This is a genomic window from Listeria immobilis (genome assembly GCF_014322845.1).
GTDB classification, from domain to species: Bacteria; Bacillota; Bacilli; order Lactobacillales; family Listeriaceae; genus Listeria; species Listeria immobilis.
The window spans coordinates 88,193-105,861 of the sequence record NZ_JAASUA010000007.1 but is presented as its reverse complement, the minus strand read 5'-3'; the positions used below and the strand labels follow the sequence as shown (position 1 = coordinate 105,861).

Here is a 17,669-nt window from a genome sequence, read left to right as displayed (position 1 = left end):
TTCATCCTTCCGCTTTTATTTCCAGTAAAGCATCACGCAATTCAGCAGCGCGTTCAAAATCAAGTGCTTTGGCTGCTTCTTTCATTTCATGTTCCATACCTTCAATGAAGACATCGCGTTCTTTCTTAGACATTTTACTTAAATCATGTTGTTTTATTGCTTCTCTTTCATCTGCGGCAGATGTTGCTGCTATAATACCACGGATTTCTTTTTTGATGGTCATTGGGGTAATACCATGTTTTTCATTGTATTCTATTTGGATTCCACGGCGTCGTTCTGTTTCGCTAATAGAATTTCGCATGGAATCTGTCATTTTGTCTGCATACATGATTACACGACCATTTTCGTTACGTGCAGCACGCCCCATAGTTTGAATTAGTGAACGTTCTGAACGGAGAAAGCCTTCCTTGTCAGCATCTAAAATGGCAACCAGAGATACTTCTGGTAAATCAATTCCTTCACGAAGCAAATTAATTCCGACTATAACATCGTAAACACCTAGTCGTAAATCACGAATAATTTCAATTCGTTCTAATGTTTTTACTTCTGAATGAAGATATTGGACTTTAACTCCTGCTTCTTTTAGGTAGTTGGTTAAATCCTCGGACATTTTCTTTGTTAAAGTGGTAATCAGCACGCGTTCATTTTTTTCTACTCGATCATTAATTTCATCCAATAAATCATCAATTTGTCCTTGAATTGGACGAATTTCAACTATTGGGTCTAGCAATCCTGTTGGTCGAATGATTTGCTCAATAACATCTGGATTTTTTTCTAGTTCGTATGGACCTGGTGTGGCAGAGATAAACATAATTTGATTAATATGCTTTTCAAATTCTTCTAATCGAAGGGGACGGTTATCTAGCGCACTCGGAAGTCTAAAACCGTGATCTACTAACATTTGTTTTCTCGCTTGGTCACCATTAAACATCCCGCGAATTTGTGGCATTGTTACATGCGATTCATCAATTACCATTTGGAAATCATCTGGGAAATAATCAAGTAACGTATATGGTGTAACTCCGGCAGGTCGAAGTGATAAATGGCGAGAATAATTTTCAATTCCTGAGCAATAGCCCATTTCTTCCATCATCTCTAAATCATAATTAGTGCGCTGTTCCAGTCGTTGCGCTTCGAGTAGTTTGTTGTCTGCTCGCAAAACTTTTAAGCGTTCTTCTAATTCTGCTTTTATATTTACAATCGCTTTTTTCATAATATCTGGTCGTGTAACAAAGTGAGACGCAGGGAAAATGGAAACATGTTCTCTTTCTCCAATAATTTCGCCTGTTAATGCATCTACTTCTCTAATGCGTTCAATTTCGTCGCCAAAAAATTCTACTCTCATACAATGTTCATCTCGTGATGCTGGGAAGATTTCCACCACATCCCCGCGCACACGGAAACGCCCGCGCTGAAAATCTATGTCATTTCGATCATACTGAATATCTACTAGTTTTCGAAGTAGTTGATCACGACTAATTTCCATACCTACTCGCAGTGAAACAAGCATTTCTCCATACTCAATAGGTGAACCTAAACCATAAATACAAGATACACTGGCGATAATAATAACATCTCGTCTTTCAAAAAGCGCAGCAGTTGCTGAGTGACGAAGCTTATCTATTTCGTCATTGATACTCGCATCTTTTTCGATATATGTGTCACTCTGTGGAACGTATGCTTCTGGTTGGTAATAATCATAATAACTAACAAAATATTCTACTGCATTATTTGGAAAAAACTCTTTAAATTCGCTGTATAATTGCCCTGCTAAAGTTTTATTGTGAGCCATAACAAGAGTTGGCTTATTTACTTCTTGAATCACATTTGATACAGTAAATGTTTTCCCTGTACCGGTAGCCCCAAGTAAAGTTTGATGTTTCAAGCCCTTTCTTAAGCCTGTTACTAATTGTTCGATTGCCCTAGGTTGATCTCCTTGTGGACTGTACTTAGAAACTAACTCAAATTTATCCTTCACTTCGGAATCCCCCCATCTTATATTGGTCCGATCTTGACTTCTGAAAAACTGCATTTACGAAAAGTCCCGCAAAGCAAAAAGCGGATTTTTTCAGATCCGTTAATGTATCTATTTTATCATAAATATTTTAATAAGCCTAGCAAAAACCGAACGTATTTTCGTATTTATTTTAAAAGAAAAAACGCAACCTGTTGATTACGCTTTTCTTTATTTTATCATTTTTTTGCTTTTCTACCTATCTATTTGCTTTTTAAAAATCGCTGCCTCGCTTCTTTAAACGGTTTAGCATATAGGTAGCAAGTATAAAGCCAATTGTCATCGAGAAAGCATCAATCACAATTAACCAATAGGAACTCGTATAACCTAATTTTGCAGATGCAGCAATTAAAATTATCATAAGCAATAGTGCTACATAGCGATTATAAGTAATTATAGCAAAAAGAATAACGAGCAAACAAGGGAAAATAAGCGCAGATATAATTTGATCCATCTTAAATCCCCCCTCTTTCTTATTTTATGCATCACGCAATGCTTTTGTTGTTATTTCAGTCGTTAACTGCGGTAATTCTGTTTTTTCAATTCCTTTTTCTGCAAGCATATCTGGTAAAATTTCTCGTAAAAAGTATTTAACGCTCTCCATTTCGCGATACTCATAAATGGTTGCTAATGCTTCACTATAAATTTCCACAAAAATATTTTCTGGATTTCCTTTTTGAATTTCGCCAAAAGATTCATATAATAAATCGACTTTATCAGAGATTGCTAAGATTTTTCCTTCTAACGTGCTGTCTTTTCCTTCTTTTAATAAATGCCGATAAATCGGTTGAAAGGTTTCAGGAATTTCCCGCTCAATAAAGTTTTTTGTCATACTTTCTTCTACTTCTGAAAGCATTTCACGTAATTCTGTTGTTGCATATTTTACTGGAGTTTTAATATCACCAATGAATAATTCGGAATAATCATGATTTAATGCTTTTTCGTATAATGCGCGCCAGTTCACTTCGTTACCAGCGCTCTCTTCCACTGCTCCAAAAAACTGGGCGATAGAAGTCACTTTATATGAATGTTCAGCAACTGAGTGTTCTTGATATTTAAATTTCCCCGGACAACGATAAATGTTTTCTAAATCAGATAAACTTTGGAAATATTGGTGAATTCCCATATAATCCCTCCATTCTTCGTTCTATTCCTCCCGCTTTTGCTTTTTATTTGCAGGATTCGTATTTTCTATTTCACGCATCATAAGCGCTGCACAATAACCAATTAAAGCAATCATTGCTGCTGAATAGGTTCTAAAATTATCTGTAGCAAAAATAAAAATGATGGCTGAAAATAACAATGTTGTTAAAATCCCCCAACTAAAAAGTTTTGTTCCGCGTGCAGTTCCAACTTTCATTTGTGCATAAATTCCTACGTAACAAACAAATTGAATAATAATAAATTGAACTACTGACAAAACAATAACAACAGTAAGATTACTATTCCAGACAATTGCTAAAATGGAAATAATAATCATCACGATAATCCCTGAAATAACAATAAATTTTTGCATTGGTGTTAATTTCTTCAAAATATTTCCTCCATGTTCTTATTTGTTACTTACTTTACCATAATTGCTCTTTATTTGGCATAAAAAACACCCATAACGCACCTGAGTGTTTTGCATTAACGATGATGCACGTGACGAACTGCTTGAGTTAATAGCTCTAATACGTGATTATCATCTTGCATATAATAAATCGTTGTTCCAGCTCGTCTTGATTTCACTAGCCTTAAATTTTTCAAAAACCGAAGCTGATGTGAAACTGTTGTTTGGTTAAATTCAAGCGTTCGAGCAATATCATTTACGGAGTACTCTCTATCTTGTAATAAATTTAAAATTTGGACACGAGTTGGATCAGAGAGCGCCTTAAAAATCTGTGTTACACTAAAAAGCGTTTCTTCATCTAATGATTGCTTTGCGTTTCCCATTGAATATCACTCCATTTTCTCTATATGTTCATATACTCATATGATACTTAAATAGGAATGATTCCGCAAGTTTAAGAACTACTTTCAACTAAAAATGATTATATTGGAGCAGAAGAATGGTTAGCTTAGTTTTTCAACTCAAAGTAGCTATCGTTATTTAATTGATCTAACACAAAAATACAACCCGATTTACCTCTACTAAAGGAAATCGGGTTATGCTTTATCGATTTAGGTCTTCAATTTCACCGCTTTTAAGATAAACAATCCACTCACATACGTTTGTTACATAATCACCAATTCGTTCAATATATTGGGAAACGAGTAATAATTGGGAAACATCTTCAATATGCTCTGGCTCTTCTTGCATAAAAGTAATACATTTTTGATAAACAATTTTGTGAAGTTTATCTACTTCATTATCACGAATAGCAATCTCCCGTGCGGCTTCATCGTCTTCAGAAAGATAGGCTTTTAAAACATCTTGCAACATTGATTTTACGATTTCGCCCATCTCTGGAATTTCAGGAATTGGTTTTAATACTTTACTTTCACCAATCAAAATAGCTGTTTTAGCTATACTGACTGCGTGGTCGCCAATCCGCTCTAAATCTGAACTTGTTTTTAAAACAGTCACTATTTTTCGTAAGTCCATACCAACAGGTTGCTGCAGAGCAATTAATTCAAAGGAGCGTTGTTCTAATGATAGCTCCATATTATTAATTGCCTTATCTTCTACTACTACTTGTTTTGCAAGTTCTGTATCACGGTGTACAAGTGACTTTACTGCTTTAAAAATCGCTTCATTTGCAAGCATACCCATTTCCATTAAATGTTGATGCAAGTCATTAAGTTGTTCGGTAAAAATTTTTCTGACTACCATAATAACACTCCTTTATCCAAATCTTCCCGAAATGTAGTCTTCGGTTTCTTTTTCTGCTGGGTTGGTAAAAATGCTCGTTGTATCTGAGAATTCAACAATACGTCCGTTAAGAAAGAAGGCTGTTTCATCTGAGATGCGAGAAGCTTGTTGCATATTATGTGTCACAATAACAATCGTATAATCTTTCTTTAATTCTAAAATCAAATCTTCTACTTTCGCTGTTGAAATTGGATCAAGGGCTGAGGTTGGCTCATCCATCAAGATAACTTCGGGTTTTACAGCAAGTACTCGAGCGATACAAAGTCGTTGTTGCTGCCCTCCTGACATGCCGATTGCTGAACGATCAAGTCTGTCATGCACTTCATCCCATAATGCTGCTTGTCGCAAACTTCTTTCCACGATAGCATCTAACTCTTTTTTATCTTTAATTCCGTGCATTCGTGGACCATAAGCAACATTGTCATAAATGGAAAAAGGGAATGGATTCGCTTGTTGGAAAACCATTCCGACTTTTTTTCGAAGGTTAACCATATCGATTTTAGCATCTTGCACATTTTCCCCGCTAATATGAATTTCACCAGATGTTTTTACACCAGGAATTAAGTCATTCATTCGATTTAATGTTCTTAGAAACGTTGATTTACCACATCCAGAAGGACCAATTAGCGCTGTTACTTGGTTCTTTTTAATATTTAAACCGATTTTTTCCAGCGCTTGCTTTGATCCATAAAATAAATCGACATCTTTAGTTTCAATGATATATTCGGTTTTCTTTACAGTTTCAGTTGTCATGAAAAAGCTCCTTTCTAGCCAAAGTTTCCAGAAATATAGTCTTCGGTTTGTTTTTCTTGCGGGTTAGTGAATAGTTCTGACGTTCCAGAGAATTCCACAACTTCCCCAAGATAGAAGAAAGAAGTATAGTCAGAAACACGAGCAGCTTGTTGCATATTATGTGTTACGATAATAATTGTATATTTATTTTTAAGTTCATTAATTAAGTCTTCAATTTTACTTGTTGAAATTGGATCAAGGGCGGATGCAGGTTCATCAAGTAGCAACACTTTAGGCTGCATAGCAACTGCTCTAGCGATACAAAGCCGTTGTTGCTGACCTCCTGATAGCGATAATGCGCTTTTGCCAAGATCATCTTTTACTTCATCCCAAAGTGCAGCACGGCGTAAACTTTTTTCTACACGCTCCATGATGTCTTTTTTATTTTTCATTCCGTGTCGCTTAAGACCAAATGCGACATTTTCATAAATAGATTTGGTAAATGGATTTGGTTTTTGAAACACCATTCCAATTTCTTTTCGAACATTATATAGGTCCACTTCTTTGCGATTAATATTAATGCCATCATACAGAATTTGCCCTTCCATTCGGCAACCTTCTATTTCGTCATTCATTCGATTTAACGCTCGTAAATAAGTGGATTTCCCGCAACCAGACGGACCAATTAAAGCGGTAACTTTATTCTCTGGGAAAGTTAGGTCGACTCCCTTAATCGCGTGGTTATCACCATAATAAACATGCAAATCCTCTGTCGCCATCGCAGCAGGAAGTGAATGAGGGTCTGGTGTTGTTTGCAAAATAGAATTAATTTCAGGTTTTTTTGTTAACATCATATTAAAACTCCTTTTCCTGACATTTTACGAAGAGGTCATGCGTTTATAAACAAATTTTCCTAGTAAACGAGCTAAGATATTGAATAGCAATACAGAAATAATTAATACCGCTGACGCACCATCCGAAACAGCTTGAGCATCCGGCATAATTCCTTCTCCATTAATCTTCCAAATGTGTACTGCTAATGTTTCTGCAGGACGGAAAATATTAAGGGGAGAGACTGGACTTGCTGGATTCCAATCAGTGAAATCAAGCACTGGTGTACTTTGTCCGGCAGTAAAAATAAGTGCAGCTGCTTCACCGAATACTCTTCCCGCTCCCAAAATAACGCCAGTAATAATTGCTGGTAATGCAGCTGGTACAAGTACTCGAGTTATTGTTTCCCATCTTGATAGGCCAAGTGCTAAACCAGCTTCTCTTTGTGTGTTTGGAATAGCATTAAGCGCTTCTTCCACAACACGAATTAGTAATGGTAAATTAAAAATCGTTAGTGTAAGTGCCCCGGAAATAACCGAGAAACTCCACCCCATTTGAATAACAAAAACAAGGAAACCAAATAATCCTACAACAATAGATGGAAGTGAGGAAAGCACTTCAATCGTAGTTCTGATTAAATCTGTAATCCAGTTTTTACGCGCATATTCTGCCATATATATCCCTGCTCCTAGTGAAATAGGTACAGAAATTAGCATAGTAATTATGAGCATATAAAATGAATTCCAGATTTCAGGACCAATTCCTCCGCCAGCTTGAAATGATTGTGGTGGGGTTGTCAAAAATTTCCAGCTTAACTCCGGAACACCTTTTACTAGAATATAACCTAATAGGCTTGCTAAAATAACAACAATTAAGACAGCAATGGCATAAAAAACACCTGTCGCAATTTTATCTTTTGTTTTTACATTCATTTGACTTTCCTCCTACGTCCGATGAAGCGAATCACGATGATGAAAAATAGTGACATCGCGAGTAACACCATTGCGAGTGACCATAGAATATTATTATCAAGTGTCCCCATAACCGTATTTCCCATACCCATCGTCAAAATACTCGTTAATGTAGACGCAGGTTCAAAGAGAGAGGTTGGTATGACAGCTGAATTCCCGATAACCATTTGTACTGCTAGAGCTTCCCCGAAAGCACGAGCCATCCCAAAAACGATAGCCGTTAAAATTCCAGAGCGCGAACTACGAAGTACTACTTTCCAAATCGTCTGGAAACGGGTTGCTCCAAGTGCTAAAGAAGCTTCTCGGTAATGGCGTGGAACGGAATTAATTGCATCTACACTTAGCGAAGTAACAGTTGGAAGTATCATAACTGTTAAAACAATCGTTGCAGCAGCAATACCAAATCCGCTTCCAGAAATATGATCTCGGATAAAGGGAACGACAACGCTCAAGCCAATGAATCCATAAACAACAGATGGAATACCAACTAATAATTCCATTACTGGTTGTAAAACTTTTTTCCCAAACTTAGGCGAAATTTCTACCATAAATATTGCTGCACCAATTGCAAGTGGTCCGGCAATACAAGCAGCCAAAAGAGTAACAGCAAATGATCCGATTATCATTGGCAGTGCACCAACTAATGGGTTTCCACTTGCATCTTTTTGAGAGGGGTTCCAGTCAGTACCAGTAATAAAATCTACGAAAGATACATTATTAACTGTAAATGTTGCTATCCCTTTAGAAATAACAAAAAACAAAATAGACGCAGCGGCAATAACCATAATTGAGATACAAATAAATGTAATAATCTTGCCTCTTGTTTCTAGATGCGCCTTTTTGGAAGTTTGTGTAAGCTTCTTTTCTTTTATCGCTTCCAAATCACATAAGCTCCTTTCTCCTCCCATGTTTTACTCCTAACATGGGTACACGTCTATCCTGATTTTACTAGGATAGACGCCCATTTCATTCTTTTTATTTTACGTCAGTTAGTTTACCATCTGAATCGCGTTCCACTTTCATGGATTTAATTGATTGGTATCCTAATTGTGGTACGATATTGTTTTGTACGTCATCTGAAGTCATATATTCTAAGAAAGTTTTTGTAAGGTCTTTAGGTTCACCATTTGTATACATGTGTTCATAAGACCAAATTTTCCAGTCATTCGTTGCTACATTATCTTCCGTTGCTTCTATATCATCTATCGAAAGTCCGACTACAGAATCATCAATATAAGAAAATGCTAGATAACTAATTGCTCCTGGAGTTTCACTAACGATTTTACGAACTGTACCTGATGAATCTTGCTCTTGTGCTTTTATTGGTGTTGCACCATCAAGTCCCCATTTTTCAAAAGTAGCTCGTGTTCCACTACCTTCTGCACGGTTAATAACAGTAATTTTTTCATCTTTACCACCAACATCTTTCCAGTTAGTAGTTTTACCTGTGAATATATCAATTAATTGTTGTTTTGTGATATTTTTTACGCCAACATCTTTATTTACTACAGGAGCCATTCCGACAACCGCTACACGATGATCAACAAGTTTTGAAGCATCCACTCCGTCTTTTTCTTCTGCAAATACGTCAGAGTTTCCAATTTCTACTGCGCCTTGTTGTACTTGTGTTAAGCCTGTTCCAGAACCGCCACCTTGAACATTAATTTGCGCTTGTGGATTTGTATTTGCGAATTCTTTAGATGCTGCTTCAACTAATGGTTGAAGTGCTGTAGAGCCAACTGCTGTAATCGATCCTGAAACTTCTTCTTTGTTTGATGAACCGTTTGCTTTATCCGCTGTACTGCTGCCACTCCCACAAGCTGCAACAACAAGCATTAAAGCTGCTAAAACTGCTACTATTCCCAAATACTTCTTTTTCATTATTTTATTCCCACCTTGTTTTTTTAATTGTTATTCCTTACAAGTATCACTATAACCTCACAGATTTAAGGTGGTGTGTAGCTAATGTTAAGTAATTGTAAATAACTAGATTTTTTATCGAATTTGTAAATTTTTTTATGATTCCCTTTCAAATAGAAGGCAAATGAGTAAATTATCGCTGAGATTCTTTTTGTTTCGTAAATATAATAAAAATATCCTGTCTAAAAGATTACTTTCTTTTAAACAGGATATTTATTAAGGTTTTTTTGGTAAAGTAACTCGGAAGGTGGAGCCAACTTCTTCTTGACTTTCTACTTCAATTCGGCCACCACAGTTTTCAATAAGATGCTTAACAATTGAGAGTCCAAGTCCCGTTCCACCAGAGTGTCTACTACGAGCTTTATCCACTCGGTAGAAACGTTCAAATACGCGGTCTATATCTTTGGCCGGAATTCCAATACCATTGTCAGTGACTTCGATAATAATTTCTGATTCACGTTCCATTAAATTCACTTCTACTTTTCCATCTACTGGCGTGTAATTAATGGCGTTCGAAAGCAAGTTAATTAAAATTTGTTGCAGTTTGTCACGGTCACTTTCAATCATCACAGGTGGAATAGTTTTATCTGGGATAGACACGCTAATATTTTTTTCCGTCGCCAGCTCATAAATGGTGCGTGCTGATTGTTCAATAACATCATCTACATCTATTGTTTCCCTATTTTCCGATACTGGATTTTGCTCAATTCTAGAAAGTGCTAAGATGTCCATAATCAAACGGTGCAGACGATCACTTTCTTCTTTGATAATTGTTAAAAACTTTTTAAGTAACATTTCATCATACATTGCACCATCTAATAATGTTTCAGCAAAGCCTTTTAGAGCCGTTACAGGGGTTTTTAATTCGTGCGAAACATTAGTGACAAACTCTGAACGAACATTTTCCAGATGTCTAATTTGCGTAATATCGTGGAGTAGCAAGATAATACCAGTAATTTCTCCATTTTCTGCTAAAATTGGCGAAACACTTGCATCTAGAATCATTTCGCGTGGGAAATACAAAATAATTTCTTTTTGTTGCATTGTTTTTGTTTCAAATGTTGCTTCAATTAATTGGCTAAGTGCAAAACTTTTAATAACTTCATAGAAAGGTTTTCCAGTGATTTCTGTTTCACCTAAAATTTGATACATTGCCCTGTTTGTCATAATTACTTGTTTGTCGGCATTGATTAGCATTACACCACTCACTAAATTTTGGACAATTGCATTAAGCCGTTGTTCATTTTGCTTAATTTCAAACATTTGCGTTTCGAGACTTTCCGCAAGCGTATTTACACTGATTGATAAGTCTTGTAGTTCGCCGCTGTTTTTTCCATGTATTCGACTATCATATTTGTGGTTAGCGAGATCTGTGGAAACATCAATAATTTCTTTGACAGGTTTAGTTATTTTTCTAGCAATAAATACACTGATTGCCGCTATAATAACTAAAGCAATACCGAAAATAAGCGCTAAATTACCCCAAAGTTTTGCGACAGCAGTATCAACCGACTCAAGGGAAATGGAAATCCTTAAAACGCCATCTGTTTTATTTTGATGCTGGACCGGGACGGCCACATAAAGCATACTATATCCAAGAGAATTACTTTCACGAATTGAAATGCCTACTTCTTTCCCTTTTTCTAAAATATCTGCTACTTCTGGACGGTTCATATGATTATCGAGGTTTGCAGGATTTTTTTTCGTATCCGCCACTACATCCCCTTGACTATCAATCACGGTAATTCGTGCATCAATTTCATCACTTAGCGGATTAAGTGTCTTCTGAATTGTCACAGCATCCTTGTCCAAATCCAAATTCTCGATATTGGTCGTTTGCAATAAAATTTTGGCATCATCTTCTAATTGGTTTTCTTTCATATTTAAATAAGTAGATTTCATTAATTCTCCTGAAAAAATCCCAACAATTACCATTACTACAAAAAATAGAATAAAAAACGACAAACCAATTTTCAGCCATAATTTCTTCATTTTTTTACATTCTCCATTTTATAACCAAAGCCACGTATCGTTTTAATATACTTTGGTTGTTTCGTATCTAATTCGATTTTATCGCGCAAATGACTTACATGAACATCAACAATTCGCGTTTCTCCAACATAATCATAATTCCATACTGTATCCAATAACTGATCTCTCGAAAAGACTTTTCCACGATGATTAGCAAGAAATAATAATAGCTCGAATTCTTTTGGAGTTAAATCTAGCAAATCATCCTGTAAATACACTTCATAACTCTCTGGTAAAATTTTTAAATCACCTATTAAAAGAGTTGCTTCTACTTCATCTGTATTTTCTTCTACAACTTCTGATTTACCTTCTGTACGTCTTAAAATAGCTTTAATTCTCGCAACCACTTCTCGTGGGCTAAATGGTTTTGTCATATAATCATCTGCACCAAGTTCTAAACCAATAATCTTGTCGAGTTCTTCATCTTTCGCTGTAAGCATTAATATTGGGACATCCACTTTATTTTGGCGAAGTTTTTTTGTCACTTCGATTCCGTCCATTTCAGGAAGCATTAAGTCGAGTACTATTAAATCTGGTTCTTCTGATAAAGCTAGTTCATAGCCAGCTTGACCATTTTCAGCTGTAACCACATCAAATCCAGCTTTTTCAATATTAAATTGCAATAAGGTAACAATAGAAGCCTCATCATCCACTACAAGAATTTTTACCAACTTACTTCCCATCCCTTCTTTATCTATTCCTATTTATTTAAAATATAGCATGAATTAACCTTTTTCGGGTAGAAATGCTTTTATATTAATCTTATCTTTACAAAAACTTAAAACACCAATGCTGCTTTCAAAAAACAACACTGGTGTCTAATAGTTATCTTGGTTCGACTAAAAGTAATCCCAGCTCAAATGATTCATTCTCATAAAGTGCTGTTTGCTCAAATCGAGGTTCTCCGTTGTTATCAATGACTTTAATTTTACAAAAGGCACGATTTAAATTAAGCGCATCATAAAGGTTTTCTCTTGTATGAATTGCCTGTCCGTTAACTTCCGTAATTTTCTCGCCAGCTTTTAAATTTAAACGGGCTGAAGGAGTTGCCTCACGCGCACCTAAAACGATAATTCCATCTGATTTTGGTCCGAATTTTTTCGGTAATTGCTTTTCCAAACGATAATGTTGATAAGAAATCCAAAATCTGCCAATCACAGCAAGCATAAAAGCAAATAAAGTTAATACGGGCATCATAATTCCTAACAAACCAGCTATCGCAATTATTGTCGCTAGTGTAGTAACTTGTACAGCGATTTTACGACTAGCTTCCTCTGGTAATTGTGATTGAACTCGTTGTTGGAAACCAATAAATAATGGTAAAACAATTAATGAATATGACTTAGCACCAATAGTAAACACCGGCCACCATTCAAAAATTTTCGTAAAAACATCCCCAGGTATAAAAACAACTAATGGCACAAACCATAATTTTCTTAATTGAAATGAGCCAATTAGTTTTCCTCGTTTACTCTTTCGAAGTGATGGTGCCGGATTTTTCGCACTTGTATACTGAATAAGAAATGCTTCTACAAAGAGTAGTAATGCTAATAAAAAAGTCATTGAAATCATGAAATTATCAATAAACACTGCATCATAACCAAATGCTCCGTTTGTAAATGGTGATAGATTAATATCAAAATAATAGCAGAAATAAAATACTAAACTTGTGATTCCAATCGTAAAAGCTGTAGAACTAAGACGAAACATCCCAGCAATCAACAAGAAACAAACAACCGTATTAAAAATCGCAACCCATTCTAACGTTACGCTAAAGCCAATCACTGTAGTTACTACCGACAGACCTAAACCAAATAGCAATCCAATACCAAAGAAGTTCTTTAATTCTAACCAAGGCGAATATACTCGAACGCTAAAAGATTTCCGCTCCCATTTTACTCTATTAAAACCAGCAATTATAACTAAAATAATTCCTACATAAATAGCTGGCTGTAGAAGTAGTCTTCCTATTCCTTTAAGTATTTCCAAAAAAATGTCCATGATCTACACCAGCCTTCCAACACATTTTATAGTATAGGCGATAAGAGTCGGCTTACCGCTTCTTTAAATTTAATCCATATGGACCTTTTTGCATATAGTTCAGGTGTTAGTTGATACGATTTTAATATATCTTCTAAAAAAGTATCTTCTAATTTTTGTACCATTTCCTTTTCATAAATAAATGCATTTACTTCAAAATTAAGTCGAAAACTTCGGAAATCCATATTAGCCGTCCCGACAGAAGCGATTTCTCCATCGACTACTAAGGTTTTAGCATGAATAAATCCATTATCATAAATGAAAATTTTAGCTCCCGTTTCCATTAACTCCCCAGCATAATTCGTTGTTGCTCGGTAAACGAAAGCATGGTCTGGTTTATTAGGAATCATCACACGTACATCAACACCAGAAAGTGCTGCAATTTTAATAGCTTCTAATAAGCTGGCATCTGGGATAAAATATGGTGATTGTAAGTAAATCGTTTTTTTGGCAGCATTAATCATTTTAATGTATCCATTTTTAATTTGTTGCCACTCAGAATCTGGACCACTAGATACAATTTGCATACTCGTATGACCTTTTCCATGAAATGTTGGGAAATATCTTGCCTTGTAGTCCATTTTCTTAGAAGCAGATGCAGAATTCCAGTCCATAATAAAACGCGTTTGCATTGCATAAACAGCTTTACCATGCACACGAAGATGCGTATCACGCCAGTAACCGAATTTTTTAGATAAACCTAAATATTCATCACCAATATTAAAACCACCTATATAACCAATGTCTCCATCTATAATTGCTAATTTTCGGTGATTTCGATAATTAAGCCGAAAATTAATCAGAGGCAATTTTGATGGGAAAAACGGTCTAACCAATCCGCCGTTTTCCTGAAAAGTACGGAAAAATGATTTTTTTGTAGTCCTTGATCCCATAGCATCATAAATTATTTTTACATTTAAGCCTTCTGCCGCTTTTCTTTCAAGTACTCGCATTAAGCGATTTCCAAGTTCATCCGAATGAAAAATATAATAAATAATATGTATATGGTCTTTCGCTTTTTCAAGATCAGCAATAAGTGCCTCGAACTTTTCATAACCATCCACATAAAGATCCACTTCATTATCTTGTGTTAATATTGCACCATCATTTACAAGTAGTAAATAAATTAAATCACGGTGCTTCTTCACATTAGGATCACTAAATGGAAATTCTTTTTGGCGAATTAATTCAATTTGGTTCGCCGTTGATTCTTTAATCCCTATTTTTTCTTGCCCTTTCCAATCAAAAATCTTTTTCCCTGATAATTTTCTTCCAAAAATCAAATAAATAATGAAACCAAATATTGGAACAAAAGTTAAGACTAGTAACCATGCCCAAGTGGCAGAAGTATCTCGTCTTTCTAAAAATACTGTTGTTGCTGCAAATAATACATTTAGAATTAGCAGAATCACTAATAAATAAGTCAACAGCCCCATGATGTTCCCCCTTTTCTTACACAAACTGATAGTAGTATCATATCATAAAATCCTCATTTAGCCTATTGCCGTCCGACTTTTGGCAAGAAAAAACCACTGACTTATTATCAGTGGTTTACTAGTTAAAGATAAGGAGCTGGATCAATTGGTACTCCATTTTGATGAATCTCGAAATGTAGATGTTGACCAGTAGATTGCCCGGTGGAACCCATTATTCCAATTGGTTGTCCTTGTGAAACTTGTTGACCAGCAACTACTTTTAAACTACCTGCTCGCATGTGCCCATAAAGTGTTTGGAAGCCATTACCATGATCAATTTCAACTACATAACCATAGCCGCCATAACCACTACCTGATGCACCAAAACCGGAAAAGACAACAGTTCCTGAAGCTGCAGCTGATACTGTTACCGCGCCTCCAGCAGCAATATCTTGCCCTTTATGTGACTCATGCTCTCCTGTAACTGGATTGGTACGATCACTAAATCCAGAAGTTAAAATTCCAGATGCAGGTTTAATAAATTGACCACCACCAGAACTCACATTGCTTGGTGCACTAGCCACTTCAGGACTAGGTGCTTGGGCAACAGTTGTTTGACTTTTACTCGCTTTTTCAGCATTAGCTTTAGCTGCTGCTTCTTGAATTCGTTTTTGTTCTGCTGCTTTTAATGCTGCTTCTTGTTTAGCTTTTTCGCCTGCAATATTAGAAGCTAATTGTTTCTGTTCTGCGGAAAGAGATCCTTGTTCATTTGCTAATAACGATTTTTCATTTTTTGTTAAATCTTTTTTATTCGCAAGCGCCATAACTAAGTCGTTTTTTTCTGCTTTTTGACTCTCCATGTTATTTCTGGAAACTGCTAAATCGACAGCTAGCACTCTTAAATTTTCTAGTTTTTTCTCTGAACTTGATTCCGCAACTTTTAATTTATCTTGATCATCTTTTTGGTCTTGCATTATGTTTTGATCGGCATTTACCATGGTTGATACTACTGTTACACGATCAACTAACTCTTTAAAATCATTTGCTTCAAATATCATATCCAAATAGGCTGTCGCTGTTCCGCTCTTTTGAATTGCTCTAGCTCTTTTATCAAGTACTTCTTGGCGCTCTTTAATATCTTTTCTTAATTTCTCAATATCTTTTTTTAATTGCTTTAATTTCTGATTTTCAGAGTCGACTTTATCTTCTTGCGCTCTTAGTTTTTTATTTGTCTCATCAATACTATTTATAAGTGACTCCAATTGTTTAGATGCATCTTTTTCCTTGGTTTCTAGATCGGCTATTTCCGAATTTTTTGTATCAATATTTTTATCTAACTCTGATTTTTTTTGTTCTATTTCATTTTGACGTTTTTGCATATCATTAATGGTATCTGCTTCTACACTTAGTGGTGCCGAAACAATTAATATGCCAAGTGTTGCTAATACCCCATATTTCTTTAACATAATAAGCTCCTTTTCCGTTTTCAATATTCTTAGGAACTTCATAGTTTGTTTTTAATTAATATGTTATTCCTTTACCATATAAAAAAGCACCTTTGTTTTTAAAATCGACAAAGGTGCTTTTGAACTTTTCAATCATTATTAGAAGTTAGCTACACGACCATATCCTACAAGATATTTAGCCCAGTAACCACTAGTGATATTGTCATATTTAACGCCATTGTTTTGAGCATTGATCATTTGACCGCCACCAACATAAATTCCAACGTGAGCAATTCCGCCGCCATAATTGAAGAATACTAAGTCACCTGGTTTTGCTTGACTAGCACTCACTTTGCTTGCTGCTGCATATTGTCCACCAGAAGTTCTTGGAAGAGAAATACCAGCTGCGCGGAAAGCATAAGAAGTAAATCCAGAGCAATCAAATGCGCTTGGTCCAGTAGCTCCAAGACTATAAGGTTTTCCAAGTTGTGCTTGTGCTGCAGAAATCATTGCTGAGTATCCACTACCAGATGGAGCTGGAGCACTTGAAGTTTCGCTACTGCTACTACCACTGCTGTTACTGTTGCTATTGGAAGAAGTATTTTTTGTTGCGCTTGAAGAGTTAGACTCTTTAGCTGCCGAACTTGTATTAGTATTAGTTGTAGCTTGTTTTTCTTCTTGACCAACATTTGAAGATGTAGCTTCACGTAGAGCAGTTGCACGTGCTTCTGCTTCTTTTGCTGCTTTATCGCGTTCGCTTACTAAGCTAGCTTTTGCATTTTCAGCATTTGCTTGATCAGAAGCTAGTTGAGCAACAATTGCTTCTTTTTCAGCTTTTTGCGCTTCAATTTTATTTTGTTGTGCTTCATATTCATGGATAGCTGTTGCTTGTTCTTCTTGTTTTGTCTTCACAGAAGTTTGTTTTGATTTTAATTCTTTTTCGTCATTTTGTTGATCATCTAAAATAGATTTATCAGATTCAACTAATTGATTTACTGCGGAAACACGACCAACTAAGTCAGAAAGATTTTCTGCATCTAAAACTACTTCAAGGTATGCATTAGAATTAGATGTTTTTTGCATTGCACGAGCGCGATCTTTTAAAACTGATTCACGTTCTTTAATACGTGCATTAATATCTTTAATATCTTGGTTAAGTTGTTTTAGCTCTTCGCCTGTTTTATCAAAATCTGCTTGTAAAGATTTTGCTTCTTCTTGCGCTTTTTCAAGATCAGCTACCAAACCAGAAAGGTCTGATTGTAAATCTGTCTTTTTAGACTTAATGTCGTTGATTTTTTTATCTTGATTTTGAATGTCTGTATTCACGTCCGCAAAAACATTAGTAGTAAAGGCTGGCGTCAAACTGATAACTGCTGCGAGTGAAACCGCAATAAACGTATTCTTTTTCAAAAAGTT

General features: G+C 35.7%; 17 protein-coding genes. All 17 read right to left on the bottom strand.

The annotated features are described in order from the left end of the window. Position 1: 1 nt before the first annotated feature. Complete coding sequence (gene uvrB / locus HCJ45_RS10450) at positions 2–1,978, bottom strand: excinuclease ABC subunit UvrB (protein WP_185345657.1); 1,977 nt, start codon at positions 1,976–1,978, stop codon at positions 2–4. A gap of 250 nt (positions 1,979–2,228) precedes the next feature. After that, positions 2,229–2,468 carry a CsbA family protein gene (locus tag HCJ45_RS10445; RefSeq protein WP_187124753.1) on the bottom strand — a complete coding sequence of 80 codons (240 nt, stop codon included), beginning with the start codon at positions 2,466–2,468 and terminating at the stop codon, positions 2,229–2,231. Between the two features lie 24 nt (positions 2,469–2,492). Continuing rightward, a complete protein-coding gene (locus tag HCJ45_RS10440; protein WP_185345661.1) occupies positions 2,493–3,140 on the bottom strand; it encodes an HD domain-containing protein in 648 nt (215 codons plus the stop codon). Positions 3,141–3,161: 21 nt separating this feature from the next. After that, positions 3,162–3,548, bottom strand: coding sequence for a hypothetical protein (locus tag HCJ45_RS10435; protein ID WP_185395644.1), 387 nt, complete (start codon positions 3,546–3,548; stop codon positions 3,162–3,164). Between the two features lie 95 nt (positions 3,549–3,643). Beyond that, the gene (locus tag HCJ45_RS10430; protein ID WP_187124752.1) at positions 3,644–3,949 is read right to left on the bottom strand and encodes an ArsR/SmtB family transcription factor; all 306 of its coding nucleotides are present in this window, start codon (positions 3,947–3,949) and stop codon (positions 3,644–3,646) included. 220 nt (positions 3,950–4,169) lie between these two features. Beyond that, positions 4,170–4,829: a phosphate signaling complex protein PhoU gene (gene phoU, locus HCJ45_RS10425; RefSeq protein ID WP_187124751.1), complete on the bottom strand. Its 660-nt coding sequence runs from the start codon at positions 4,827–4,829 to the stop codon at positions 4,170–4,172. A gap of 12 nt (positions 4,830–4,841) precedes the next feature. Next, positions 4,842–5,621 carry a phosphate ABC transporter ATP-binding protein PstB gene (pstB, locus tag HCJ45_RS10420; RefSeq protein WP_185345669.1) on the bottom strand — a complete coding sequence of 260 codons (780 nt, stop codon included), beginning with the start codon at positions 5,619–5,621 and terminating at the stop codon, positions 4,842–4,844. A 14-nt stretch (positions 5,622–5,635) separates the two neighbouring features. Beyond that, a complete protein-coding gene (pstB, locus tag HCJ45_RS10415; RefSeq protein WP_185345822.1) occupies positions 5,636–6,451 on the bottom strand; it encodes a phosphate ABC transporter ATP-binding protein PstB in 816 nt (271 codons plus the stop codon). A 27-nt stretch (positions 6,452–6,478) separates the two neighbouring features. Then, entirely contained in the window at positions 6,479–7,363 is an 885-nt protein-coding gene (gene pstA, locus HCJ45_RS10410) for a phosphate ABC transporter permease PstA (RefSeq protein ID WP_185345671.1), read from the bottom strand. Further along, entirely contained in the window at positions 7,360–8,283 is a 924-nt protein-coding gene (gene pstC, locus HCJ45_RS10405; RefSeq protein ID WP_187124784.1) for a phosphate ABC transporter permease subunit PstC, read from the bottom strand. The genes pstA and pstC overlap by 4 nt, the downstream gene beginning before the upstream one ends. Before the next feature lie 94 nt (positions 8,284–8,377). After that, entirely contained in the window at positions 8,378–9,283 is a 906-nt protein-coding gene (locus HCJ45_RS10400; RefSeq protein ID WP_187124750.1) for a phosphate ABC transporter substrate-binding protein, read from the bottom strand. A 255-nt stretch (positions 9,284–9,538) separates the two neighbouring features. Continuing rightward, complete coding sequence (gene pnpS / locus HCJ45_RS10395; RefSeq protein WP_187124749.1) at positions 9,539–11,314, bottom strand: two-component system histidine kinase PnpS; 1,776 nt, start codon at positions 11,312–11,314, stop codon at positions 9,539–9,541. Next, positions 11,311–12,024: a response regulator transcription factor gene (locus HCJ45_RS10390; RefSeq protein ID WP_185345677.1), complete on the bottom strand. Its 714-nt coding sequence runs from the start codon at positions 12,022–12,024 to the stop codon at positions 11,311–11,313. Before HCJ45_RS10390 ends, pnpS begins: the two co-directional genes overlap by 4 nt. 154 nt (positions 12,025–12,178) lie before the next feature. Further along, positions 12,179–13,354, bottom strand: coding sequence for a PDZ domain-containing protein (locus tag HCJ45_RS10385; protein ID WP_187124748.1), 1,176 nt, complete (start codon positions 13,352–13,354; stop codon positions 12,179–12,181). A 26-nt stretch (positions 13,355–13,380) separates the two neighbouring features. After that, positions 13,381–14,829 carry a cardiolipin synthase gene (gene cls, locus HCJ45_RS10380; RefSeq protein ID WP_187124747.1) on the bottom strand — a complete coding sequence of 483 codons (1,449 nt, stop codon included), beginning with the start codon at positions 14,827–14,829 and terminating at the stop codon, positions 13,381–13,383. A 122-nt stretch (positions 14,830–14,951) separates the two neighbouring features. Next, positions 14,952–16,274 (bottom strand): murein hydrolase activator EnvC family protein, encoded by a 1,323-nt coding sequence (locus HCJ45_RS10375; RefSeq protein ID WP_187124746.1) that lies wholly within the window; start codon positions 16,272–16,274, stop codon positions 14,952–14,954. A gap of 138 nt (positions 16,275–16,412) precedes the next feature. Next, positions 16,413–17,663, bottom strand: a complete 1,251-nt coding sequence (locus HCJ45_RS10370; protein ID WP_187124745.1) for an NlpC/P60 family protein — start codon at positions 17,661–17,663, stop codon at positions 16,413–16,415. Positions 17,664–17,669: the final 6 nt, after the last annotated feature.